The sequence below is a fragment of the Pseudomonas sp. BP6 genome (genome assembly GCF_017875935.1).
GTDB classification, from domain to species: Bacteria; Pseudomonadota; Gammaproteobacteria; order Pseudomonadales; family Pseudomonadaceae; genus Aquipseudomonas; species Aquipseudomonas putida_Y.
In genome coordinates this window covers 5,103,345-5,125,750 of record NZ_JAGINI010000001.1, presented here as the reverse complement: position 1 = coordinate 5,125,750, position 22,406 = coordinate 5,103,345, and the positions used below count along the sequence as shown (strand labels likewise).

General features: G+C 62.0%; 20 protein-coding genes. 12 read left to right on the top strand and 8 right to left on the bottom strand.

The window, feature by feature from the left end:
- Window positions 1–99: 99 nt before the first annotated feature.
- From J3A98_RS23330 to tcyJ, 4 genes are all read right to left on the bottom strand, one after another.
- The gene (locus tag J3A98_RS23330) at window positions 100–1,341 is read right to left on the bottom strand and encodes an SfnB family sulfur acquisition oxidoreductase (RefSeq protein WP_209968775.1); all 1,242 of its coding nucleotides are present in this window, start codon (window positions 1,339–1,341) and stop codon (window positions 100–102) included.
- A 317-nt stretch (window positions 1,342–1,658) separates the two neighbouring features.
- Window positions 1,659–2,417: an L-cystine ABC transporter ATP-binding protein TcyN gene (gene tcyN, locus J3A98_RS23325; RefSeq protein ID WP_021782583.1), complete on the bottom strand. Its 759-nt coding sequence runs from the start codon at window positions 2,415–2,417 to the stop codon at window positions 1,659–1,661.
- Window positions 2,418–2,419: 2 nt separating this feature from the next.
- Window positions 2,420–3,088 carry a cystine ABC transporter permease gene (tcyL, locus tag J3A98_RS23320; RefSeq protein WP_176685264.1) on the bottom strand — a complete coding sequence of 223 codons (669 nt, stop codon included), beginning with the start codon at window positions 3,086–3,088 and terminating at the stop codon, window positions 2,420–2,422.
- Window positions 3,085–3,879: a cystine ABC transporter substrate-binding protein gene (gene tcyJ / locus J3A98_RS23315; protein ID WP_209968772.1), complete on the bottom strand. Its 795-nt coding sequence runs from the start codon at window positions 3,877–3,879 to the stop codon at window positions 3,085–3,087. The genes tcyL and tcyJ overlap by 4 nt, the downstream gene beginning before the upstream one ends.
- Before the next feature lie 241 nt (window positions 3,880–4,120).
- Here tcyJ and epsC point away from each other — a divergent pair, with 241 nt between their 5' ends.
- The 10 genes from epsC (at window position 4,121) to J3A98_RS23265 (ending at window position 14,890) form a co-directional block, all read left to right on the top strand.
- On the top strand, window positions 4,121–5,053 hold the full coding sequence (epsC, locus tag J3A98_RS23310) for a serine O-acetyltransferase EpsC (RefSeq protein ID WP_176685262.1): 933 nt from the start codon (window positions 4,121–4,123) through the stop codon (window positions 5,051–5,053).
- Window positions 5,054–5,364: 311 nt separating this feature from the next.
- Window positions 5,365–7,326 (top strand): choline transporter BetT, encoded by a 1,962-nt coding sequence (gene betT / locus J3A98_RS23305; RefSeq protein WP_176685299.1) that lies wholly within the window; start codon window positions 5,365–5,367, stop codon window positions 7,324–7,326.
- A 484-nt stretch (window positions 7,327–7,810) separates the two neighbouring features.
- Window positions 7,811–9,154 (top strand): OprD family porin, encoded by a 1,344-nt coding sequence (locus tag J3A98_RS23300; protein WP_209968769.1) that lies wholly within the window; start codon window positions 7,811–7,813, stop codon window positions 9,152–9,154.
- A 165-nt stretch (window positions 9,155–9,319) separates the two neighbouring features.
- On the top strand, window positions 9,320–9,958 hold the full coding sequence (locus J3A98_RS23295) for a peroxiredoxin (RefSeq protein WP_003255836.1): 639 nt from the start codon (window positions 9,320–9,322) through the stop codon (window positions 9,956–9,958).
- 219 nt (window positions 9,959–10,177) lie between these two features.
- Window positions 10,178–10,771 carry an NADPH-dependent FMN reductase gene (gene ssuE, locus J3A98_RS23290; protein ID WP_176685260.1) on the top strand — a complete coding sequence of 198 codons (594 nt, stop codon included), beginning with the start codon at window positions 10,178–10,180 and terminating at the stop codon, window positions 10,769–10,771.
- An 85-nt stretch (window positions 10,772–10,856) separates the two neighbouring features.
- Window positions 10,857–11,822, top strand: coding sequence for a sulfonate ABC transporter substrate-binding protein (locus tag J3A98_RS23285; protein ID WP_176685259.1), 966 nt, complete (start codon window positions 10,857–10,859; stop codon window positions 11,820–11,822).
- A gap of 59 nt (window positions 11,823–11,881) precedes the next feature.
- Window positions 11,882–13,030: an FMNH2-dependent alkanesulfonate monooxygenase gene (gene ssuD / locus J3A98_RS23280; RefSeq protein ID WP_209968766.1), complete on the top strand. Its 1,149-nt coding sequence runs from the start codon at window positions 11,882–11,884 to the stop codon at window positions 13,028–13,030.
- 10 nt (window positions 13,031–13,040) lie between these two features.
- Window positions 13,041–13,838: an aliphatic sulfonate ABC transporter permease SsuC gene (gene ssuC, locus J3A98_RS23275; RefSeq protein WP_209968763.1), complete on the top strand. Its 798-nt coding sequence runs from the start codon at window positions 13,041–13,043 to the stop codon at window positions 13,836–13,838.
- Window positions 13,835–14,647 carry an aliphatic sulfonates ABC transporter ATP-binding protein gene (ssuB, locus tag J3A98_RS23270; protein ID WP_176685256.1) on the top strand — a complete coding sequence of 271 codons (813 nt, stop codon included), beginning with the start codon at window positions 13,835–13,837 and terminating at the stop codon, window positions 14,645–14,647. Before ssuC ends, ssuB begins: the two co-directional genes overlap by 4 nt.
- Before the next feature lie 27 nt (window positions 14,648–14,674).
- The gene (locus tag J3A98_RS23265; RefSeq protein ID WP_209968761.1) at window positions 14,675–14,890 is read left to right on the top strand and encodes a molybdopterin-binding protein; all 216 of its coding nucleotides are present in this window, start codon (window positions 14,675–14,677) and stop codon (window positions 14,888–14,890) included.
- A 142-nt stretch (window positions 14,891–15,032) separates the two neighbouring features.
- Here J3A98_RS23265 and J3A98_RS23260 read toward each other — a convergent pair whose 3' ends face one another.
- From J3A98_RS23260 to J3A98_RS23245, 4 genes are all read right to left on the bottom strand, one after another.
- Entirely contained in the window at window positions 15,033–15,665 is a 633-nt protein-coding gene (locus tag J3A98_RS23260) for a TetR/AcrR family transcriptional regulator (RefSeq protein WP_209968757.1), read from the bottom strand.
- Window positions 15,665–17,257: a glutamate--cysteine ligase gene (gene gshA, locus J3A98_RS23255; RefSeq protein WP_209968754.1), complete on the bottom strand. Its 1,593-nt coding sequence runs from the start codon at window positions 17,255–17,257 to the stop codon at window positions 15,665–15,667. The genes J3A98_RS23260 and gshA overlap by 1 nt, the downstream gene beginning before the upstream one ends.
- Before the next feature lie 138 nt (window positions 17,258–17,395).
- Complete coding sequence (locus J3A98_RS23250) at window positions 17,396–17,779, bottom strand: PaaI family thioesterase (RefSeq protein ID WP_021782595.1); 384 nt, start codon at window positions 17,777–17,779, stop codon at window positions 17,396–17,398.
- The gene (locus tag J3A98_RS23245) at window positions 17,779–20,103 is read right to left on the bottom strand and encodes a Tex family protein (RefSeq protein ID WP_209968750.1); all 2,325 of its coding nucleotides are present in this window, start codon (window positions 20,101–20,103) and stop codon (window positions 17,779–17,781) included. Before J3A98_RS23245 ends, J3A98_RS23250 begins: the two co-directional genes overlap by 1 nt.
- Window positions 20,104–20,320: 217 nt before the next feature.
- Between J3A98_RS23245 and ompR the strand changes: the two genes are divergently transcribed.
- Window positions 20,321–21,061, top strand: coding sequence for a two-component system response regulator OmpR (gene ompR / locus J3A98_RS23240; RefSeq protein ID WP_176685252.1), 741 nt, complete (start codon window positions 20,321–20,323; stop codon window positions 21,059–21,061).
- A gap of 13 nt (window positions 21,062–21,074) precedes the next feature.
- On the top strand, window positions 21,075–22,388 hold the full coding sequence (locus tag J3A98_RS23235) for an ATP-binding protein (protein ID WP_176685251.1): 1,314 nt from the start codon (window positions 21,075–21,077) through the stop codon (window positions 22,386–22,388).
- The last annotated feature ends 18 nt before the right edge of the window (window positions 22,389–22,406 follow it).

Sequence of the window (22,406 nt, the reverse complement as noted above, 5' to 3'; positions counted from 1 at the left end):
CCGCTCCCACAGGTAAAGTGATGCCAGTTCAGGCGGTGGCAATCCTGTGGCAGCGGGCAAGCCCGCGAAGGGCTGCGCAGCAACCCCAAAGGCAGCAAATCAGATCCAGGAATGCCGTGCAGGCAGGGTGCCGTTAAGGTGGTAAGCGCCCACCGCGTGGTACTTCCAGCGCACCGGGTCGTGCAGGGTGTGCACCCGGGCATTGCGCCAGTGGCGGTCGAGGTTGAACTCGGCAAGGGTGGCGCGGCTGCCGGCCAGCTCGAACAGCTTTTCGCTGGCCTGCAGGGCAATCTCGGTGGTCAGCACCTTGGCCTCCGCCACCGCAATCGAGGCACGTGCCGCGCTGGCTGCGTCGATAGGCGCAGCATTGACCTCGTCGAGTACCCGAGCAGCTTTGCGCAGCAGCGCTTCGGCGGCGTGCTGCTCGAGTTTCAGGCGGCCGATGTCGGCAATTACATAAGGGTCGTCACTGGCACGGTCGACGTTGGCGTCAATCCACGGCCGGGACTTTTCGCGCACGAACGTGATCGCATCATCGATAGCTGCTTCGGCGATGCCGGCGTCGATCGCTGCCTGGATCAGCTGCGAAGCGGCGCCCTGAATGTTGGGGATATCGCGCTGGCGCCAGTTGTCGATCACCAGTTCCGCGTCTACCGGCACCTGGTCCAGCAGCACGGTACCGCTGGCGGTGGTGCGCTGGCCGAACCCGGACCAGTCATCGACAATGCGCAACCCCGGGCTCCTTCGGCGCACGAATGCCAGGCGCTGGCGGCCTTCGTCGTCGAGGGCTTTTACCGTCACCCAATGGGCGAACAAGGCACCGGTGGAGTAGAACTTCTCGCCACTTATGCGGTAGCTGTTTCCGGCGCGCGTGATTCGGGCCTTGAGGGTGAGGGTGTCCTTGGTGTCACGCTCAGGCCCGGCATTGCCGATGCGCCAGCCGTCGAGCACGCTGCGGAAGATCAGCGCTTGCTGCGCCTCGCTGGCCGTCAGGCGCAGCAGCTGCAGCATGCCGAACTGGTTCTGCGGGATCTGCCCCAGGGCGGGGTCGGCGGCGCTGATCAGGCGGAACACTTCGGCGACGGTTTCGAACGACACGTCGGCGCCACCGTAGGCCTTGGGTACGCTGATGCTGCCCAGACCGCTGCGGGTAAACAGTTCGATTTCGGCCCAGGGCAGTTTGCGTTGCTGGTCGCGGCGGGCAGCGTGTTCGCGGGCGACCTTGGCCAGTTCGCGGGCGGCTTGCAGGGCTTCGGCGTCGTTGCGCAGTACCTTGGCCGGCAGCAGCGGGGGCGAGCTGTCGAGATCGCTATGGAATTGGGTGTTGGCTTGGTTGGGCATCAGTGCCGCTCCTTGGCTGCACTCAATGCCCTGGCGTTACGCACTGGGGTGATCGTGATCCTGACCATTCCTGACCTCACAAAAATAATGATGTCGCTGCAGTTGATTGCGACAGATGTGTGCTGGTCCGGTGGTCCGGTTTATATACCCTAATGATTTATAAAAATTTTATGAACTAACTCTTTGGAATATGTATAGAAGGGGGATTTGTTACGGGCGTGCCGGCGTCTTCGCGGGTAAACCCGCTCCTACCCATGCCTCAAGATCTGTGCAGTCACTGTAGGAGCGGGTTTACCCGCGAAAGGGCCGGGACAGGTCTACTCGGAGGCAGCAGTCCCGAGGAACTTGCGCAGGAACTGCCGCGTACGCTCTTCCTTTGGCGCCGCAAACAGGGCCTTGGCCTCGCCCTGCTCCACGATCACGCCCTTGTCGAAGAAGATCACCCGGTTCGCCACATCCCGGGCAAAGCTCATCTCGTGTGTGACGATGATCATGGTGCGCTTTTCCTCGGCCAGGCCGCGGATGGTCGCCAATACTTCACCGACCAGCTCCGGGTCCAGCGCCGAGGTCGGCTCGTCGAACAGGATTACCTCCGGTTCCATGGCCAGGGCACGGGCGATGGCCACCCGTTGCTGCTGGCCGCCGGACAGGCGCCGTGGGTAGGCGTCTTCCTTGCCCGCCAGGCCGACTTTGGCCAGCAGGCGCCGGCCAAGCTCGATGGCCTGCTCGCGAGGCGTCTTCTTGACGACCACCGGCCCCTCGATCACGTTCTCCAGGGCGGTGCGGTGGGGGAACAGGTTGAAGTTCTGGAACACGAACCCGGCCTGCTGGCGCAAACGGCGAATCGCACTCTGCTGCCCGCCCAAAGGGCGGTTGGCATCGATACTGATGGCGCCGATCTGGATCTGCCCGGCATCGGGAGTTTCCAGCAGGTTCAGGCAGCGCAGGAAGGTGGTTTTACCCGAGCCACTGGGGCCGATGATGGCCACCACTTCACCGGGCTGCACGGTCAGGTCGATACCGTTGAGCACGGTCTGGCCCTTGAACCGCTTGGTCAGGCCTTTCACTTCAATCATGCTCAATGCTCCTGGTCATGCTGGTTGACCCGCGCTTCCATGCGGTTCTGGAAGTGCGCAAGGATGCTGCACAGCACCCAATAGATGACCGCGACCGCCACGTACATGGTGAACACTTCGAACGTGCGCGCGGTAATCAGCTGGGCTTGGCGGAACAGCTCGGGCACCTGGATGGTTGCCGCCAGGGCGGTGTCCTTTACCAGCGAGATGAAGCTGTTGCCCAGCGGTGGCAACGCGGTGCGCAAGGCCTGCGGCAGGATCGCCCGGCGCATGGCTTGCACGCGGGTCATGCCGATGCTGGCGGCTGCTTCCCACTGGCCGCGGTCGATCGAGGAAATCGCTGCGCGCAGGATCTCGCAGATGTAGGCCGCCATGTTCAGCGACAGGCCGATCAGTGAAGCGGGGATCGGGTCCAGCTCGATGCCGATTTGCGGCATGCCGAAATAGATCACGAACAGCTGCACCAGCAGCGGCGTGCCGCGGAAGAACGACACGTATACCCGCGCCAGCCAGTTCAGCGGCAGAATCTTCGACAGCCGCATCAGTGCCAGGGCAAAGCCCAGCACCAGGCCGAAGAACATGCCGCCGACACTGAGCAGCACTGTATAACCCGCGCCCTTCAGCAGGAAGGGTGCGGAGTCGATAACGAGTTGCAGGCTTTCAGCAATCATTTGGTGACATCGGCACCGAAGTACTTCTCGGACAGCTTGGCCAGCGTGCCATCAGCTTTGAGCTTGTCGATGGCCTTGTTGATGGCTGCCAACAGTTCCGGCTCACCCTTGCGCATGGCCACGCCGCTTTCCAGGCGCGAGAAGGCATCGCCGGCAAGCTGGGTGTCCTTGGCTTTTTGCGCGTATTCCAGCGCGGCCAGGCGGTCGATCAGAATGGCGTCGATACGGCCGTTGCGCAGGTCGGCGAACTTGCTTGGGTCGTCTTCATAGGTGCGCACATCGGCTTGCGGTACGTCCTTTTTCACCCACTGCTCGTAGTTGGTGCCAAGGCCTACGCCGACCTTTTTGCCGGCCAGGTCCTGCGCGCCCTTGATGTTCAGCTGCTCGGCTTTCTTCTTCAGGATCAGCGCCTGGATGCCGGAGATAGTGTAGGGCTCGGAGAAGTCGTACTTTTTCTTGCGCTCTTCGGAAATGGTCACCTGATTGACCACCACATCCAGGCGCTTGGATTCCAGCGCGGCAAGGATGCCGTCCCACTTGGTCGGCTGGATCTTGGCCTTGACCCCCAGCTCCTTGGCCAGCAGCTCGGACAGCTCCACTTCGAAGCCGGTCAGTTTGCCGTTTTCGTCCTGGAAGCTGAATGGCGGGTAGGTGCCCTCTAGGCCGACGTTGATGACGCCTTTTTCCTGGATGGTCTTCAATTGCTCGCCGGCGAACGCCTGGCTGAGCAGGCCGGCACCCAGCAGGAGGGCCAGGCTGGCGTTGAGTAGCGGTTTGGCGAATTTCGACATTTCAGAGCCCCGCGCGTGTTGTCTAGGTAGTGAGGTGGCGACTATAGGATTGGCTGCTTTGAGGGTAGGTGACGATCCCCACCCCGTCATCGCGGCTTATGCCTGACTTAGCGCAGGATGGAATAAAGCGTTGTTTTTTCCAAGCCTTGGATTTGCCGTAAAGTGGACTGCATGTAGGCAGGTTCGGTCCTTTCGCGGGCCTGGCGACAAAATCAGATGGCCTATACGGCAGGAGAAAACCGTGAGCGAACAACCTTCATCCGCGCATTGGCAGTTGCAGAGCATTGTCACTGGCCTGCGCGGGGCCCGTGAGCAATGGCGCACCCGCAATGGCCGCAGCATTGGCGAGCAGGGCGGGCGCGAACTGCCGTCGCGCGAAGCGATGCGGCAAATTCTGGAGCAACTGTGCGGCGCGCTGTTCCCCATGCGCCTGGGGCCAGTCGACCTGCGCGAAGAAAGTGAAGACTTCTACGTCGGCCATACCCTGGATGCCGCGCTGACCGCCCTGCTGGCCCAGGCTCGTCTTGAACTTCGCTATGCGGCACGACAGAGCAAGGCTGAGCTGGCTGGGGTCGACGCCCGTGCGCTGGGCCTGATCCAGGGCTTTGCCGCTGCGCTACCGGAACTGCGCGTACTGCTCGACACCGATGTGCTGGCCGCCTACCACGGTGACCCGGCGGCGCGCAGCGTCGATGAAGTGCTGCTGTGCTACCCGGGCATCCTGGCGATCATCCACCACCGGCTGGCGCACCACCTGTACCAGGCTGGCCTGCCGCTGCTGGCGCGGATCAGCTCTGAGCTGGCGCATTCGGCCACCGGCATCGACATTCACCCGGGCGCGCAGATCGGCCCGAGCTTCTTCATTGACCACGGCACCGGTGTGGTCATTGGTGAAACCGCGATCATCGGCGAGCGCGTGCGCATCTACCAGGCGGTGACCCTGGGCGCCAAGCGTTTCCCCAGCGATGAGTCGGGGACTCTGCACAAAGGCCTGCCACGGCACCCGATCGTCGAGGATGATGTGGTGATCTATGCCGGGGCCACGGTGCTGGGGCGCATCACCATCGGCAAGGGTTCGACCATTGGCGGTAATGTGTGGCTGACCCGCAGTGTGCCGGCAGAAAGCAACATTACTCAGGCCAACCTGCAGCTGGATTGCCAGGACAAGAACTGATCCCGCATTGCAATTGCCTGTGCTGGCCTCTTCGCGGGCAAACCGCTCCTACAAAGAACATACCAATGTAGGGGAGGGCTAACCCGCGAAAAGGCCGGAGCAGGACGACACCAATCAGCGCCCCAATTCGCATTGAAATCCGATCCATGTTTAACTTGAACGCTTGTTCAATGAAAAAACGCTGGTCCGCTGCCGGTGTTCAACAGGAGGATTCCTTTGCTGAACCCGTTCATTCCGAACCTCACGTCATTCGACGAGGTGCACGCCCGATGAGTGCACCGAACCCTTCCCTTGCCAATGGCAAGATCCGCATGAACCCCCCGGTGTTCTACTTTGCGGCGAGTTTCATCCTTATCTTTGGCCTGGTAGTCATCTCCAACCCGCAAGCCGCAGGTGACTGGTTGCTGGCGGCGCAGAACTGGGCGGCCAACACGGTCGGCTGGTACTACATGCTGGCGATGACGCTGTATCTGGTCTTCGTGGTGGTCACCGCCTTGTCTGGCTACGGCAAGATCAAACTCGGTGCCGACCACGACGAACCCGAGTTCAGCTACCTGTCGTGGGCCGGCATGCTGTTCGCCGCCGGCATCAGCATCACGCTGTTCTTCTTCTGTGTCTCCGAACCGCTCACCCACATGCTGCAACCGCCCCAAGGCGAAGCAGGCACGGTCGAGGCCGGGCGCCAGGCGATGCAGATCCTGTTCCTGCACTGGGGCCTGCATGGCTGGGGGGTGTTTGCCTTCGTCGGCATGGCATTGGCCTATTTCGCCTACCGGCACAACCTGCCACTGGCTTTGCGTTCGGCGCTGTACCCGTTGATTGGCAAGCGCATCAACGGCCCGATCGGCTATGCGGTGGACGGCTTCGGCATCATCGCCACGGTGTTCGGCCTGGGTGCCGACATGGGCTTTGGGGTGCTGCATCTGAACGCGGGCCTGGACTACCTGTTCGGCATCAGCCACAGCCAGTGGGTGCAGGTGATCCTCATCACCCTGATGATGGGCGCGGCTGTGGCCGTCGCCGTGGCCGGGGTGGAGAAGGGCGTGCGGGTGATGAGCGATATCAACCTGTTCCTGGCCTGTGCGCTGCTGCTGTTCGTGCTGTTTGCCGGGCCTACCCAGCACCTGTTCAACACGCTGATCCAGAACCTGGGCGACTACCTGGGGGCATTGCCGCGCAAGAGCTTCGACGTGTATGCCTATGGTGAAAACCGTGGCTGGCTGGGCGGCTGGACCGTGTTCTATTGGGCCTGGTGGATTGCCTGGGCGCCGTTCGTGGGCCTGTTCATCGCCCGCATTTCCCGGGGCCGCACCATTCGCGAGTTCGTCTTTGGCGTGTTGCTGATCCCGCTGGGCTTTACCCTGGCGTGGATGTCTATCTTCGGCAACAGCGCCCTGGACCAGGTGATCAACCACGGCATGACCGCGCTGGGCCAATCGGCGCTGGATAACCCGTCGATGAGCCTGTACCTGCTGCTGGAAACTTACCCTTGGAGCAAGGCTGTAATCGCCACCACGGTGTTCATCAGCTTCGTGTTCTTCGTCACCTCGGCGGACTCGGGCACCGTGGTACTGTCGACCTTGTCGGCCAAGGGTGGGGGAGCTGATGAGGATGGGCCGAACTGGCTGCGTATCTTCTGGGGGGCGATGACTGCGCTGATCACCAGTGCGCTGTTGTTCGCTGGCAGCATCGATTCGCTGAAGTCTGCAGTGGTACTGACTTCGCTGCCGTTCTCGCTGATTCTGCTGTGCATGATGTGGGGGCTGCACAAGGCGTTCTACCTGGAGTCGCAACGGCAGATCGCGCAGATGCACTCGCTGGCCCCGTTCGCCCAGTCACGCCGCGGCCGTGGCGGCTGGCGCCATCGCCTGAGCCAGGCGGTGCACTTCCCGTCGCGTGATGAGGTGTACCGCTTCATGGACGATGTGGTGCGCCCGGCGATTGCCGATGTGCGTGAAGTGTTCGAGCAGAAGGGCCTGGCACTGATTACCCAGGACGACCCTAGCCATGACAACGTCAGCCTGAAGATTGGCCATGGCGAGGAGCAGCCGTTCATTTACCAGGTGCAGATGCGTGGCTATTTCACACCATCGTTCGCCTTGGGGGGGCTGGGTACGCAGGAGTTGAAGAACCGCCGCTATTACCGGGCGGAGGTGCACCTGAGCGAAGGCAGCCAGAACTATGACCTGGTGGGCTACAGCAAAGAGCAGATCATCAACGACATCCTCGACCAGTACGAGCGGCACATGCAGTACCTGCATTTGGTCCGCTAGACCGACGGGGCCGCTCTGCGGCCCATTCACAGCACAAGGCTGCACATGCAGGTTAATGCTGCAGGACTGCCGTGCGTCGCGGTCATCCCATCCCGCATTTCACATCGCAATGCCGCTGGCCTACAGGGGATCGCCTCCGTAGGTCAGCCACTCCCGCGCTAATCAAGAACGAAACTCAGCAGGCTATAAGCAAACGTTTGCTTATAGCTAAAGGCTATTATTCGTTGCGATTCTATAGTGATCGGTAGTAAAAATTTCTAATATATTCCTTAAAAATCTTACAAATTCATAAAACGGTCATTTTGGTTTTATAGGATTGTCATTATCCTGTAGTGCAGGTGGCGTCTTAGACCAAAGTCGCGAAACGTTTAGAAACGATTGACTTGATGGTCACGCTTTGGGACTAAATCGCCCATCCCGGTGAGCGGGGCATCAGACCCCTCCGCCAGAGATACACAAAAATTAGAACGTAGAGGAGCAAAACATGTACAAGTCCAGCCTGGCTGTGGCCGTGGCACTGGGGGTTCTCGCCCAGCAAGCAGGCGCTGCCGGTTTCGTTGAAGACAGCAAACTGTCGCTCAGCTCGCGCACCATGTACTACGACAACAACAACCGTGAAGATCACGCAAAACCTGATGCGGAGCGCCCGGACCAACGTGAGTCGGGCCAGGGCTTCAAGCTCGACTACATCTCGGGCTTTACCCAAGGCACCGTAGGCTTTGGTGTTGATGCCCAAGCGCTGTGGGGTATCCACCTGGATGGTGGCCGTGGCTACCACAAAAGCGGCTTCATGCCAGACGACAGCAATGGCTCTTCTGTAAACCAGTGGGCTCGTTTCGGCGCTAACGCAAAAGCGCGCTTCTCCAAAACCGAAGTGCACTACGGTAGTGCGCTGGCGCCTAACCTGCCGATCCTGGTCGCCAACGACGGTCGTGTGCTGCCTCAAACCTTCGAGGGTGGCACCATCCAGTCGAAGGAAATCGACAACCTGACCATCAATGCTGGCCAGCTGACTCACGCCATGGGCCGTGCTTCGAGCAACCGCACTGGCCTTTCCGTTGCCGGCGCGTCTGCTGACAGCAACAAGTTCCGCTACGGTGGCCTGGACTATAAGCTCACTCCAGACCTGACGTTGCAGTACTACTATTCGAACCTGGAAGATTTCTACAAGCAGCATTTCCTGGGCGCGACCCATGTATTTAAAATCGCTGACGATCAGTCGTTCAAAACCGACCTGCGCTACTTCGACAGCAGCAGCGACGGCAAGAACGGTAGTGGTGGTTACAACTTCGATAACAACAAGGGTTACGCCAAAAACACCGGCGAGGTCGACAACAAGACCTGGTCCGCAATGTTCACGTACACCTTGGGTGGTCATTCGCTGATGTTGGGCCATCAGCAAGTCAGTGATGACGGTGGTTTCGTCTGGCTGAACCAGGGCGGCGTGGTTGACGGCAACGGCCGTAACGAAGGCGCCAGCGGCTCCAGCTTCTACCTGTTCACCGACAGCATGATCAACCAGTTCGCCAAGGCCGGTGAAAACACCACCTTCGGTCAGTACGCCTACGACTTCGCTCGCCTGGGTGTGCCGGGCCTGAAAGCGTCGGTTTCCTACCTGAAAGGTGAAGATGGCAAGAACCGCGATGGCAACGGCCACTTCAGCGAGTGGGAGCGTGACGCCCGTGTCGACTACGTTATCCAGGACGGCACCTTCAAGGGCCTGGGCGCCAGCCTGCGTCACGGCGTCTACCGTGGCACCGGCACCAGCTCGCTGGCTGACCAGGACCAGACCCGCCTGATCTTCAACTACACTTACAACTTCCTGTAAGCCGTAGCAGAACAAGAAGCCTCGCCTGATGCGAGGCTTTTTTATGCCTGCTGATCAGTATGTATTTTGGTTATAAATAAATCGTTATTTATTCCTTTTATTCTTGATCGATTGCAGGCACATTGAACCCCTACGGTACAGAACCCAGCCAAGGAGCCGCAGCCCATGAGCCTCAAACTCGGCGATATCGCCCCCGATTTCGAACAGGACTCCAGCGAAGGCAAGATCCGCTTCCACGAGTGGCTGGGCAACAGTTGGGGGGTGCTGTTCTCCCACCCGGCAGACTTCACCCCGGTGTGCACCACCGAGTTGGGCCTGACCGCCAAGCTCAAGGACGAATTTGCCAAGCGCGGGGTCAAGGCCATCGCCCTGTCGGTGGACCCGGTCGACTCGCATCACAAGTGGATCGATGACATCAACGAAACACAGAATACCGTGGTCAACTTCCCGATCATCGCCGACGCCGACCGCAAAGTGTCCGACCTGTACGACCTGATCCACCCGAACGCCAGCGACACCCTGACCGTGCGCTCGCTGTTCATCATCGACCCGAACAAGAAGGTGCGCCTGACCATCACCTATCCGGCCAGTACCGGGCGCAACTTCAATGAAATTTTGCGGGTGATCGACTCGCTGCAACTGACCGACAACCACAAGGTCGCCACACCAGGTAACTGGCAGGACGGCGACGAGGTGGTGATCGTGCCTTCGCTTAAGGATGAGGAGGAGATCAAGCAGCGCTTCCCCAAAGGTTACCGGGCGGTCAAACCCTATCTGCGCCTGACCCCTCAGCCCAATCGTTAATGGAATCCTCGTTGCATTGCTCTTAGCCAAGCAGGGATTTTCGGGCCGTTTCGACGGCCCTTTTTTATGCCTGTAATAAACCTGTGGGAGCGGGCGCGCCCGCGAAGAGGCCCTCGTGGATAAAGACAATAATGGAATAAACAAATGAATAAATATGATTTATAGATATATGAGGCGGCTGTTAATGTTACCTCCAACAGAACACAAGGAAGCGCAGCAATGCTGGTTGTCTCAATCGGTGGTAGCCCAAGTCTCCGTTCACGCTCCGGCGTGCTGCTCGAGCGTTCGCGCCAGTGGCTGCAGGAGCGCGGCGTCGAAGTGGTGACCTTCCAGGTGCGTGACTTCCCCGCCGAAGACCTGTTGCATGCCCGTTTCGATAGCCCCCAAGTGCAACACTTCCAGCAGTTGGTGGCCCAGGCGGATGGCCTGATCGTTTCTACCCCTGTCTACAAAGCATCGTTTGCCGGTGCGCTGAAGACATTGCTCGACCTGCTGCCCGAACGCGCACTGGCCCACAAGGTCGTGTTGCCGATCGCTACTGGCGGCAGCATCGCCCACCTGCTGGCGGTGGACTACGCATTGAAGCCGGTGCTGTCGGCACTCAAGGCACAAGAGACCCTGCAAGGGATCTTCGCTGACGACAGCCAGGTGGCTCACGCAGAAGGCACAAAGCCCGCGCAGTTGGTACAGGCGCTGGAAGAGCGCCTGCAGGACTCGCTGGAAACCTTTCACGCGGCCTTGGCCCGTCGGCCGAACCCCGTGGCGCCCGGCGTACTGAACGAACGTCTGATCAGCGCTCGCTGGAGCATCTGACCGGCATTACCCGCTTCACCACCTTACTCGCCCGTTAACGAGGCAAGCAGGTGCAACCCGAACCCCATTCGCACAGGAGAGCGCCATGCGCACAGTCTTCTTGCGTCGTGGTCTGGTCGCCCTGTTTGCGGCGGCTGTGTCCTTCGGCGCCATTACTCAAGCCCAGGCCGAGAGCCTGCGTATCGGTTACCAGAAATACGGCACCTTGGTGCTGCTCAAGGCCAAGGGCACGCTGGAGAAGCGCCTGGCCGAGCAGGGAGTACAGGTGCAATGGACCGAATTCCCCGGCGGCCCGCAGCTGCTTGAAGGTCTGAACGTCGGCTCCATCGATTTCGGCGTAACCGGCGAGACCCCGCCTGTGTTCGCTCAGGCCGCTGGCGCCGACCTGCTCTATGTCGCCTACGAACCGCCAGCGCCGCACAGCGAAGCGATCCTGGTGCCCAAGGGCTCGCCCATCCAGGCGGTGAAGGACCTCAAGGGTAAAAAGGTCGTCCTCAACAAAGGCTCCAACGTGCACTACCTGCTGGTCCGCGCCCTGGAAGACGCCGGCCTCAAGTACAGCGACATCCAGCCTGTCTACCTGCCACCGGCCGACGCCCGCGCCGCCTTCGAGCGCGGCAGCGTGGATGCCTGGGTGATCTGGGACCCGTACCAGGCCGCCGCCGAGCAGCAACTGCAAGCGCGCACCCTGCGTGACGGCAAGGGCCTGGTCGACAACCACCAGTTCTACCTCGCCACCCGCAACTATGCGACACAGCACCCTGCGGTGATCAACACCGTGATCGAGGAAGTGCGCGCCGTGGGTGAATGGTCCCAGGCCAACCCGCAGGAAGTGACCGACCAAGTCGCCCCGCTGCTCGGCCTGCCTGCCGACGTCACCCTCACCTCGGTCAAGCGCCAAGGCTACGGCGCTGCGCCGCTGACCCCGGACGTGGTGGCCGCGCAGCAGAAGATCGCCGACACGTTCCAGACGCTGAAGCTTATTCCCAAGCCGCTGAGCATCAAGGACGTGATCTGGACACCCCCGGCCAAGGTCGCTAGCGCGCCTTGATTGACTGCCTGTGCCGGGGCGCCGCTCCGGCTAGAGCCACCCTTGAGGAGACGACTCCAATGAGCCTTAACATTTTCTGGTTTCTTCCAACCCACGGTGACGGCAAGTACCTGGGCACTTCCGAAGGCGCACGAGCGGTCGATCACGGTTACCTGCAGCAGATCGCGCAGGCCGCCGACCGCCTTGGTTTTGGTGGGGTGCTGATCCCGACCGGGCGCTCCTGCGAGGACTCCTGGCTGGTGGCCGCGTCGCTGATCCCCGTGACCCGGCACCTGAAGTTCCTGGTAGCGCTGCGTCCGGGCATCATTTCGCCCACCGTGGCAGCACGCCAGGCGGCCACCCTCGATCGCTTGTCCAATGGCCGTGCGCTGTTCAATCTGGTGACCGGTGGTGACCCGGACGAGCTGGCGGGTGACGGCCTGCACCTGAACCACCAGGCGCGCTACGAAGCTTCGGTCGAGTTCACCCGTATCTGGCGCAAGGTGCTGGAAGGCGAAAACGTCGATTACGACGGTAAGCACATCCAGGTAAAGGGCGCCAAGCTGCTCTACCCGCCAATTCAGCAACCACGCCCACCGCTGTATTTCGGCGGCTCGTCCGAGGCCGCTCAGGATTTGGCGGCCGAACAGGTCGAGCTGTACCTGACCTGGGGCGAGCCACCGGCAGCCGTTGCCGAGAAGATTGCTCAGGTGCGCGAAAAAGCAGCTGCTCAGGGGCGCGAAGTCCGCTTCGGTATTCGCCTGCACGTGATTGTGCGGGAAACCAACGAAGAGGCTTGGGCAGCCGCCGACCGCCTGATCTCACACCTGGACGATGACACCATCTCTCGTGCCCAGGCTTCGCTGGCGCGCTTCGACTCGGTGGGCCAGCAACGTATGGCTGCCCTGCACGGCGGCAAGCGCGACAACCTGGAAGTCAGCCCCAACCTGTGGGCGGGCGTTGGCCTGGTACGTGGCGGGGCTGGCACCGCGCTGGTGGGCGATGGCCCGACGGTGGCGGCGCGGGTGAAGGAATATGCCGACTTGGGGATCGATACATTCATCTTCTCGGGTTATCCACACCTGGAAGAGTCGTATCGGGTGGCTGAACTGCTGTTCCCCCACCTCGATGTGCAACGCCCGGAGCAACCGAAATCCGGTGGCTACGTAAGCCCGTTTGGCGAGATGGTGGCCAACGACATCCTGCCCAAATCCGTGTCGCAGAGCTGAGGGCCGGGCCATGAGTCGTGCAACTTCCTCCAACCTGACCCAGCGCCTGGCGCCGTGGGCGCTGCCGGTGCTGCTGTTGGCAATATGGCAGCTGGCCGTGAGCGCTGGCTGGCTGTCGACGCGTATCCTGCCGGCACCGAGCGCAGTGGTAAGCGCTGGCGTCGAGCTGGTGCGCAGCGGCGAAATCTGGACCCATCTGGCCATCAGCGGCTGGCGTGCAGGCCTGGGCTTTGTGATCGGCGGCAGCATCGGCCTGGTACTGGGTTTCATCACTGGCCAGTCGAACTGGGGCGAACGCCTGCTCGACAGCTCGGTACAGATGATTCGCAACGTGCCGCACCTCGCGCTGATCCCGCTGGTGATCCTGTGGTTCGGTATCGACGAGTCGGCAAAGATCTTCCTGGTCGCGCTGGGCACGCTGTTTCCGATCTATCTGAACACCTACCACGGCATTCGCAACGTTGACCCAGCGTTGGTGGAAATGGCGCGCAGCTATGGCTTGTCCGGCTTCGGCCTGTTCCGCCAGGTGATCCTGCCTGGGGCGCTGCCTTCGATCCTGGTGGGTGTGCGTTTTGCCCTGGGCTTCATGTGGCTGACGCTGATTGTTGCCGAAACCATTTCGGCCAACGCAGGCATCGGCTACCTGGCCATGAATGCTCGCGAATTTCTTCAGACCGACGTGGTCGTGCTGGCCATCGTCCTGTACGCCGTGCTCGGCAAGTTTGCCGACCTTGCCGCCCGAGGCCTGGAGCGTACCTGGCTGCGCTGGCACCCGGCCTATCAAGTTGCCAGGAAGGAGGGCGCATGACCGTGTTCAAGGAACAGCCGCCACGCCTGCTGCGTGGCATCCCGCTGGCCTCCAAGGGCCTGCGCAAGGCCTTTGGCCAGCGCGACGTGTTAAAGGGCCTCGACCTGCACATCCCGGCCGGCCAGTTCGTGGCTATCGTCGGCCGCAGCGGCTGCGGCAAGAGCACCTTGCTGCGGCTGCTGGCCGGGCTGGACCAGCCCACCGCTGGTCAGTTGCTGGCTGGTGCCGCGCCGCTGGAAGAGGCCCGTGAAGAAACCCGCCTGATGTTCCAGGACGCGCGGCTGCTGCCGTGGAGGAGGGTGATCGACAACGTTGGCCTTGGGCTGTCTGGCGACTGGCGCTCGCGTGCGCTGGAGGCCTTGGAGGCGGTTGGCCTGGCCGACCGCGCCAACGAATGGCCGGCAGCGCTCTCGGGTGGCCAGAAGCAGCGCGTGGCCTTGGCCCGAGCCTTGATTCACCAGCCCCGCCTGCTGTTGCTGGACGAGCCACTGGGTGCGCTGGATGCATTGACCCGTATCGAGATGCAGCAACTGATCGAACGCCTGTGGCGTCAGCACGGCTTCACGGTGCTGCTGGTCACCCACGATGTCAGCGAGGCGGTTGCCGTGGCTGACCGGGTGATCCTGATCGAGGACGGCGAGGTCGGGCTCGACCTCACTGTTGACCTGGCACGGCCCCGGGCGCGTGGTTCACACCGCCTGGCCGCGCTGGAAAGCGAAGTGCTCAACCGTGTGCTGTCCGCCCCGGGCACTGCGCCCGAGCCGGACCCTGTAGCCCCTCTGCCCACGCAACTGCGTTGGGCGCACTGAATCCCGGAAGCCAGAAGGAAGCAAACCATGACTATCAAAGCCATCAACGTTCGCAACCAGTTCAAAGGTACTGTGAAAGAAATCCTCGAAGGCCCGGTCCTGTCGGAAATCGACGTGCAGACTGCCTCGGGTATCGTGACTTCGGTCATCACCACCCGCTCGGTAAAAGAGCTGGAGTTACAGGTTGGCAGCGAAGTGGTTGCCTTTGTGAAGTCGACTGAAGTGTCTATCGCCAAGCTGTGATGCGGCGGTTTGATATTGGGGCTGCTTTGTAGCCCTTCGCGGGCACGCCCGCTCCCACAGGTACTTCGCAAGCTCCAGGGTGTGCGCGGGCTCTGTGGGAGCGGGCGTGCCCGCGAAGGGCCGTCAAGCGGCCCCAAATCTCTCAGATGGAACGCTTGGCCAGAAACGGCGGCAGATACAACCCCAGATACGCCTCGAACACCCGCTTGCCTTCCTCGGCCATGCGCGGGGTGATTGCCTCGTGCAACTGCACTGACCGCGCATACACCCGGTCGCTCAATTCCATGCCCAGGGCAAACACATCCACATCCAGTGGCATCACCGGCAGGTGAAAATGCTGTTCGAACAACTTGTGCATCAAGTCGCCCAGTTCCATGTCGTGCTGCCGGTCGGCCTGCACCACCTCACTCAGGCCATGTTGCGCCAGGATCAGCTGCCGCGCTGCCGCATCCTCGTTATAGATATCAAGCATGCGTTCTTCGATCAGCCGTGACAGCTCGTGCCAGGTGCTGAACGCGCTGCTGTCGATCGGTGCGCTGAGGGCTTCGCGAAACGCCCGGTGTACATCCGCAGTCAGCGCCTCCAGCAAGGCCGGCACGCTGGCGAAGAAGTGATACACCGACGAGGGCGGAATCTGCGCCCGCTCGGCCACGCTGTAGATAGAAAGTGCCGCCACCCCTTGCTCGGCCAACAGCTCACGCGCCGCCGCCAGGATCGCCTCGATCCTGGCCTGGCTGCTGGCGCGCGGTTTGCGCGGGGTGGTGGTGCGGTTCATCAACTGCTGATTGCCAGGATGCTGGCCTGGTAGGCGCCGACGAACAGGTCGAAGTCACCGACTTCTTCCTGTTCCAGCTCGGACTGCCTGGCGAGCGACTCGCGGGCCAGCGTCTCGAATGCCCGCTGTTTTTCGTTGCTCAGTGGTTGCTCGCGGAAAGTCTCGGCGTGCACACGGCTCTGGCGCAGCGAGAACTGGACGAAGCTCTCGTCATGCTCGGTCATGCGTGCCAGCACCTGGGCAGACGGGGTCAGTGAGGTGTCGTCGACCTTGGCCTGCTGGGCATCCAGGGCCTTGGCGTGCTCATCAGAGCCTTGCGCCTGGTCGAGCAGGTTGGCCAACTGGCGGATACGCTCGATCAGCTCGCTGGCCCAGTCCTTCAGGCTGATTGGCTGACCATTGCGGTGCAACTCCAGGCCCGGACGACGACCTTCCTTGACCACGGTCAGGAAGTTGCTGGTGCACTGGCCGCACTCACCGTTGTCCAGTTGCGGGCTGTCTTCCAGCGCGCAGAACAGCAGGAATGCGTCGAGGAAGCGTGCCTCGGTCAGGTCGATGCCGACCGGCAGGAACGGGTTGATGTCCAGGCAACGCACTTCCACATACTGCACACCGCGTGAAGTCAGGGCCTGGATCGGCCGTTCGCCGGAGTAGGTGACCCGCTTGGGGCGAATGTTCGAGTAGTACTCGTTTTCGATCTGCAGAATGTTGGTGTTCAGCTGAACCCACTCGCCATCCACATGCGTGCCGACTTCAACGTACGGCGGGTAGGGCGTGCCAACGGCCTTGCGCAGGCTGTCGGTGTAGCTGGCCAGGTTGTTGTAGCAGGGAGTGAGGCCGGCCTGGGCATTGCTCTGGTAGCCCAGGTCGCTCATGCGCAGGCTGGTGGCGTAGGGCAGGAACAGGGTTTCGGCATCCAGCTCCTCGAGCTGGTGCGGGCGGCCACGCAGGAAGCCTTTGTCCAGTGCCGGCGAGGCGCCGAACAGGTACATCAGCAGCCAGCTGTAGCGGCGGAAGTTACGAATCAGCGCGATGTAGGCCGACGACTGGTAGTCGCGGTCATTTTCCGAACTGCCTTCGTCTTCGCGCAGCAATGGCCAAAGCGCTTCGGGCAGCGAGAAGTTGTAATGAATACCGGCGATGCACTGCATGGTGCGGCCATAACGCAGGGCCAGGCCTTTGCGGTAGACGTGTTTGAGCTTGCCGATGTTCGAGCTACCGTATTCGGCGATCGGGATGTCCTCCTCGGCCGGCAGTGTGCATGGCATCGACGGGCTCCACAGGTATTCGTCGCCCAGCTTGCTGTAGACGAAACGGTGGGTCTCCTCGAGGCTTTCGAGCACCTTGGCCGGGTCGGCCAGCGCCGGGGTGATGAACTCCAGCAGCGACTCGGAATAATCGGTGGTGATCTGCTCGTTGGTCAGCGCCGATCCCAGTGCTTCCGGATGCGGGGTCTGGGCCAGGCGACCTTCGTCGGTCACGCGCAGGCATTCGCGCTCAATACCGTGCAGGCACTGCTTGAGCAGGGGGAGATTGGCGCCGAGCAGGCTCAGGCGGCGGTTGAGGAGGTCGCTCAAGATGTATTCCTTCACGCGTCAGTCGCCCCAATATGGGGGTAGAGATAACGGTCTACAAGGGTAGGAAGAAAGGAACTGGCGTTGTCGCCTGGTTTACGCGGTTCCAGCAGTGCCAGCGCACTGCTGAAAATACCGCAGATATTGCTTGGTGAGCTAGAGAACCGCGAAGGTTCCTTGCGCTTTGGCCACCAGCTTGTCGCCCTGGACTACGTCGGCGTCGACCACCAGCGTGCGCCGCCCGGCGTGCAGCACGCGGGCGGTACACAGCACTTCGCCGTCGCTGACGGCACGCATGTAGTTGATCTTGCACTCGATGGTGACGCTTTGCTGGTCAAAGCCATGGCTGGCCGAGCAGGCCAGGCCCATGGCGATATCCACCAGGCTGAAGATCGCCCCGCCGTGCAGCTTCTGGCCACGGTTGCGCAAATGTGGCTCGAGCGCCAGGGCTACCTCGGCAACACCGGTGTCCAGGTGTTGCAGGCGGCAGCCCAGAAGCTGGCTGAAGGCGCTTTCGACGTATTCACGTGGTACGTCCATTACTTCTTCTTCAACTGCTTTGCGTTGGCGAACAGGGCTGCCATGGCGTTGTTGGCCGGGGCGGCAGTGGCGGTTTCGCGCTGACGCGGTGCCTGCTGCTGGCGATTGCCGCCATTGCCACGGTTGCCACCGCGATTGCCTTCGACCTTCTCGCCCGGGGTGTCGCTCATGCGCATGGACAGGCCGACGCGTTTGCGCGGGATGTCGACTTCCATGACCTTCACCTTGACCACATCGCCGGCCTTGACGGCTTCACGTGGGTCTTTGACGAACTTCTCCGACAGCGCCGAGATATGCACCAGGCCGTCCTGGTGCACACCGATGTCGACGAAGGCACCGAAGTTGGTAACGTTGGTCACCACGCCTTCGAGGATCATGCCCGGTTCCAGGTCCTTGAGGTCTTCGACGCCGTCCTGGAAGGTGGCGGTCTTGAACTCCGGACGTGGGTCGCGGCCGGGCTTGTCCAGCTCTTGCAGAATGTCGGTGACGGTTGGCAGGCCGAAGGTTTCGTCGGTGAACTTTTTCGGGTCCAGGCGCTTGAGGAAGCTGCTGTCACCAATCAGCGAACGGATGTCGCGGTCGGTATCGGCAGCAATGCGCTGCACCAGCGGGTAGGCCTCAGGGTGCACCGCAGAGGCGTCCAGCGGGTTGTCGCCGTTCATCACACGCAGGAAGCCGGCGGCCTGCTCGAAGGTTTTCTCACCCAGGCGGCTGACCTTTTTCAGCGCTGCACGGGTGGCAAACGGACCATTGGCATCGCGGTGGGCGACGATGTTCTGTGCCAGCGTGGCATTTAGGCCGGAGATGCGCGTCAGCAGCGCCACCGAAGCGGTGTTCACGTCCACGCCCACGGCGTTCACACAGTCCTCGACCACCGCGTCCAGGCCACGTGCCAGCTTCAGCTGGGAGACGTCGTGCTGATACTGGCCGACACCGATGGATTTCGGATCGATTTTCACCAGTTCGGCCAGCGGATCCTGCAGGCGGCGGGCGATCGACACGGCGCCGCGGATCGACACGTCCAGGTCCGGGAACTCGCGGGCGGCCAGTTCCGATGCCGAGTACACCGAAGCACCGGCTTCGGAGACCATGATCTTGGTGATTTTCAAGGCTGGATATTTCTTGACCAGCTCGGCCACCAGCTTGTCGCTTTCGCGGCTGGCGGTGCCGTTGCCGATGGCGATCAGTTCCACCGAGTGTTTGGCGCACAGTGCGGCCATGATGGAAATGGTGCGGTCCCAGTCGTTCTTCGGCGCGTGCGGATAGACCGTGGTGTGGTCAAGCAGCTTGCCGGTTGCATCGACCACGGCGATTTTGCAGCCGGTGCGCAGGCCCGGGTCGAAGCCCAGGGTAGCGCGCGGGCCGGCCGGGGCGGCCAGCAGCAGGTCGTGCAGGTTGTGGGCGAACACGTTGATCGCCTCGCCTTCGGCATTGTCGCGCAGTTCGCCGAACAGGTCGGTTTCCAGGTGGGTGTACAGCTTGACCTTCCAGGTCCAGCGCACCACTTCACCCAGCCACTTGTCGGCCGGTCGGCTGCGGTTTTCGATACCGACATGGTTGCCGATCATCAGCTCGCACGGGTGCAGGGTGCCGGGCAGTTCCTCGCCGACCTTCAGCGAGACGCTCAACACGCCTTCGTTGCGCCCGCGGAAGATCGCCAGGGCGCGGTGCGACGGCGCAGTACGCAGCAGCTCGTCATGAGCGAAATAGTCGCGGAACTTGGCGCCTTCTTCTTCCTTGCCGGCCACGACGCGGGCGCTGAGCACGGCTTCCTGCTTGAGGTAGCTGCGCAGTTTGTCGAGCAGGGCGGCGTCTTCGGCAAAACGCTCCATCAGGATGTACTTGGCGCCCTCCAGCGCGGCCTTGACGTCGGCCACGCCCTTTTCGGCGTTGACGAAGCGTGCGGCTTCGCTTTCCGGGGCCAGGGCCGGGTCGTTGAACAGGCCATCGGCCAGTTCCCCAAGGCCGGCTTCCAGGGCGATCTGGCCCTTGGTGCGGCGTTTCTGCTTGTAGGGCAGGTACAGGTCTTCCAGGCGGGTCTTGGTGTCGGCCAGCTTGATCTCGCGGGCCAGTTCCGGGGTCAGCTTGCCCTGTTCCTCGATGCTGGAAAGGATGCTGGCGCGGCGCTCGTCGAGTTCGCGCAGATAACGCAAGCGCTCTTCCAGGTGGCGCAACTGAGTGTCGTCAAGGCTACCGGTCACTTCCTTGCGGTAGCGGGCGATGAAGGGCACGGTCGAGCCTTCGTCCAACAGGCTCACGGCCGCCTCGACCTGCTGTGGGCGTACGCCCAGTTCCTCGGCGATACGGCTGTTGATGCTGTCCATGTAAACCACCTGACATTTGTGAATACGGGGGTCGCCTGTGGGCTTTTTGCCCGGCGGCGCTGGATGAAAGCCGCGCATTATACCCATCGCAAACGGCTTGCGGTGATGGCGCCCGGCCAGCCGGAACTGGCGCCGGGGGAAAAATCTGCTAACAATGCTCACGCAACGTGCAGCAATGGCTACGCCATAATGCGCGGCGATATCAGAGGAGTTATTCATGACCGGCACGCCAAACACCACTGAAGGTGACAAGATTCTCATCGTCGACGACGATCCGGGGCTGAGCAGCCTGCTGGAACGTTTCTTCACCAGCAAGGGCTACCGTGCCCGCGCAGTGCCCAACACCGAGCAGATGGACCGTCTGCTGCAGCGCGAGGTGTTCAACCTGGTGGTGCTCGACCTGATGTTGCCGGGTGAGGACGGCCTGTCCGCGTGCAAGCGACTGCGCCAGCAGAACAACCAGATCCCGATCATCATGCTGACCGCCAAGGGCGACGAGCTCAGCCGCATCAAGGGCCTGGAGCTGGGCGCCGACGACTACCTGGGCAAACCGTTCAACCCGGACGAGTTGATGGCCCGGGTCAAGGCGGTGCTGCGCCGCCAGGCGCCGAGCGTGCCGGGAGCGCCGGGCAGCGAAGATGAATCGGTCACGTTCGGCGACTATGAACTGTCGCTGGCTACCCGCGAGCTCAAGCGTGGCGACGAAGTGCACATGCTTACCACTGGTGAGTTCGCTGTGCTCAAGGCCTTGGTGATGCACGCCCGCGAGCCGTTGACCCGCGACAAACTGATGAACCTGGCGCGCGGCCGCGAATGGGATGCGCTGGAACGTTCCATCGACGTGCAGATCTCGCGCCTGCGTCGCATGATCGAGCCGGACCCGTCCAAGCCGCGTTACATCCAGACTGTCTGGGGCGTGGGCTACGTGTTCGTACCGGACGGAAACGCCGGAAAATGATGCCTGGACGTCGATGAAAACACCGCTCTGGTTTCCGCAAAGTTTCTTCGCCCGCACCCTGTGGCTGGTGTTGATCGTCGTTCTGTTCTCCAAGGCGCTGACCCTGGTCTACCTGCTGATGAACGAGGACGTGCTGGTCGACCGTCAGTACAGCCATGGTGTAGCGCTGACCTTGCGCGCCTATTGGGCCGCCGACGAAGAAAACCGCGACAAGATCGCCGAGGCGGCAGGCCTTATCCGGGTGACCGGCTCGGGTGTGCCCGAAGGTGAGCAGCATTGGCCTTACAGTGAAATCTACCAACGGCAGATGCAGGCCGAGTTGGGTGAAGACACCGAGGTGCGGTTGCGCATTCATGCGCCTCCGGCGTTGTGGGTCAATGCGCCAAGCCTTGGCCCAGGTTGGCTGAAGGTGCCGCTGTACCCGCACCCCTTGCGCGGGCAGAAGATCTGGAACGTGCTGGGCTGGTTCCTGGCCATTGGTTTGTTGTCCACCGCCTCGGCGTGGATTTTTGTGCGCCAGTTGAACCAGCCGCTCAAACGCCTGGTGTTCGCCGCCCGCCAGCTTGGCCAGGGGCGCAGTGTGCGCCTGCCGATCAGCGATACCCCCAGCGAGATGACCGAGGTGTACAAGGCGTTCAACCAGATGGCCGAGGATGTCGAGCAGGCCGGGCGTGAGCGCGAGCTGATGCTGGCCGGGGTTTCCCACGACTTGCGCACACCACTGACACGGCTGCGCCTGTCGCTGTCGTTGCTGAACAGCGACAACGAACTGAGCGATGACATGGTTCGCGATATCGAGGACATGGACGCGATTCTCGACCAGTTCCTGGCCTTCATCCGCGATGGCCGTGACGAGCCAGTGGAAGAGGTCGACCTTGCTGACCTGGTGCGCGAGGTGGTGGCTCCTTACAACCAGCCGGAAGAGCGCGTGCGCCTGTGCCTGGAGCCGATTCCACCGTTCCCGCTGCGCCGGGTTTCGCTCAAGCGCATGCTGGGCAACCTGATCGGCAACGCCCTGCACCATGCTGGCAAGGGGGTCGAGGTGGCTGCCTATGTGTCGGGGGATGAGAGTGCGCCGTATGTGGTGCTCAGCGTGCTGGACCGCGGTGCCGGTATTGACGAGTCGGAGCTGGAAACCATCTTCAACCCGTTCATTCGCGGTGACCGGGCGCGGGGTGGCAAGGGCACCGGGCTGGGGCTGGCGATCGTCAAGCGGATTGCTGCGCAACATGGCGGGAATGTGGAGTTGCGTAACCGGTCTGGCGGCGGGATCGAGGCGCGGGTCAGGTTGCCGCTGGGGCTGCTGCTGCCGCGTAATGCTGTGTGAGGCTCACTGGCCTCTTCG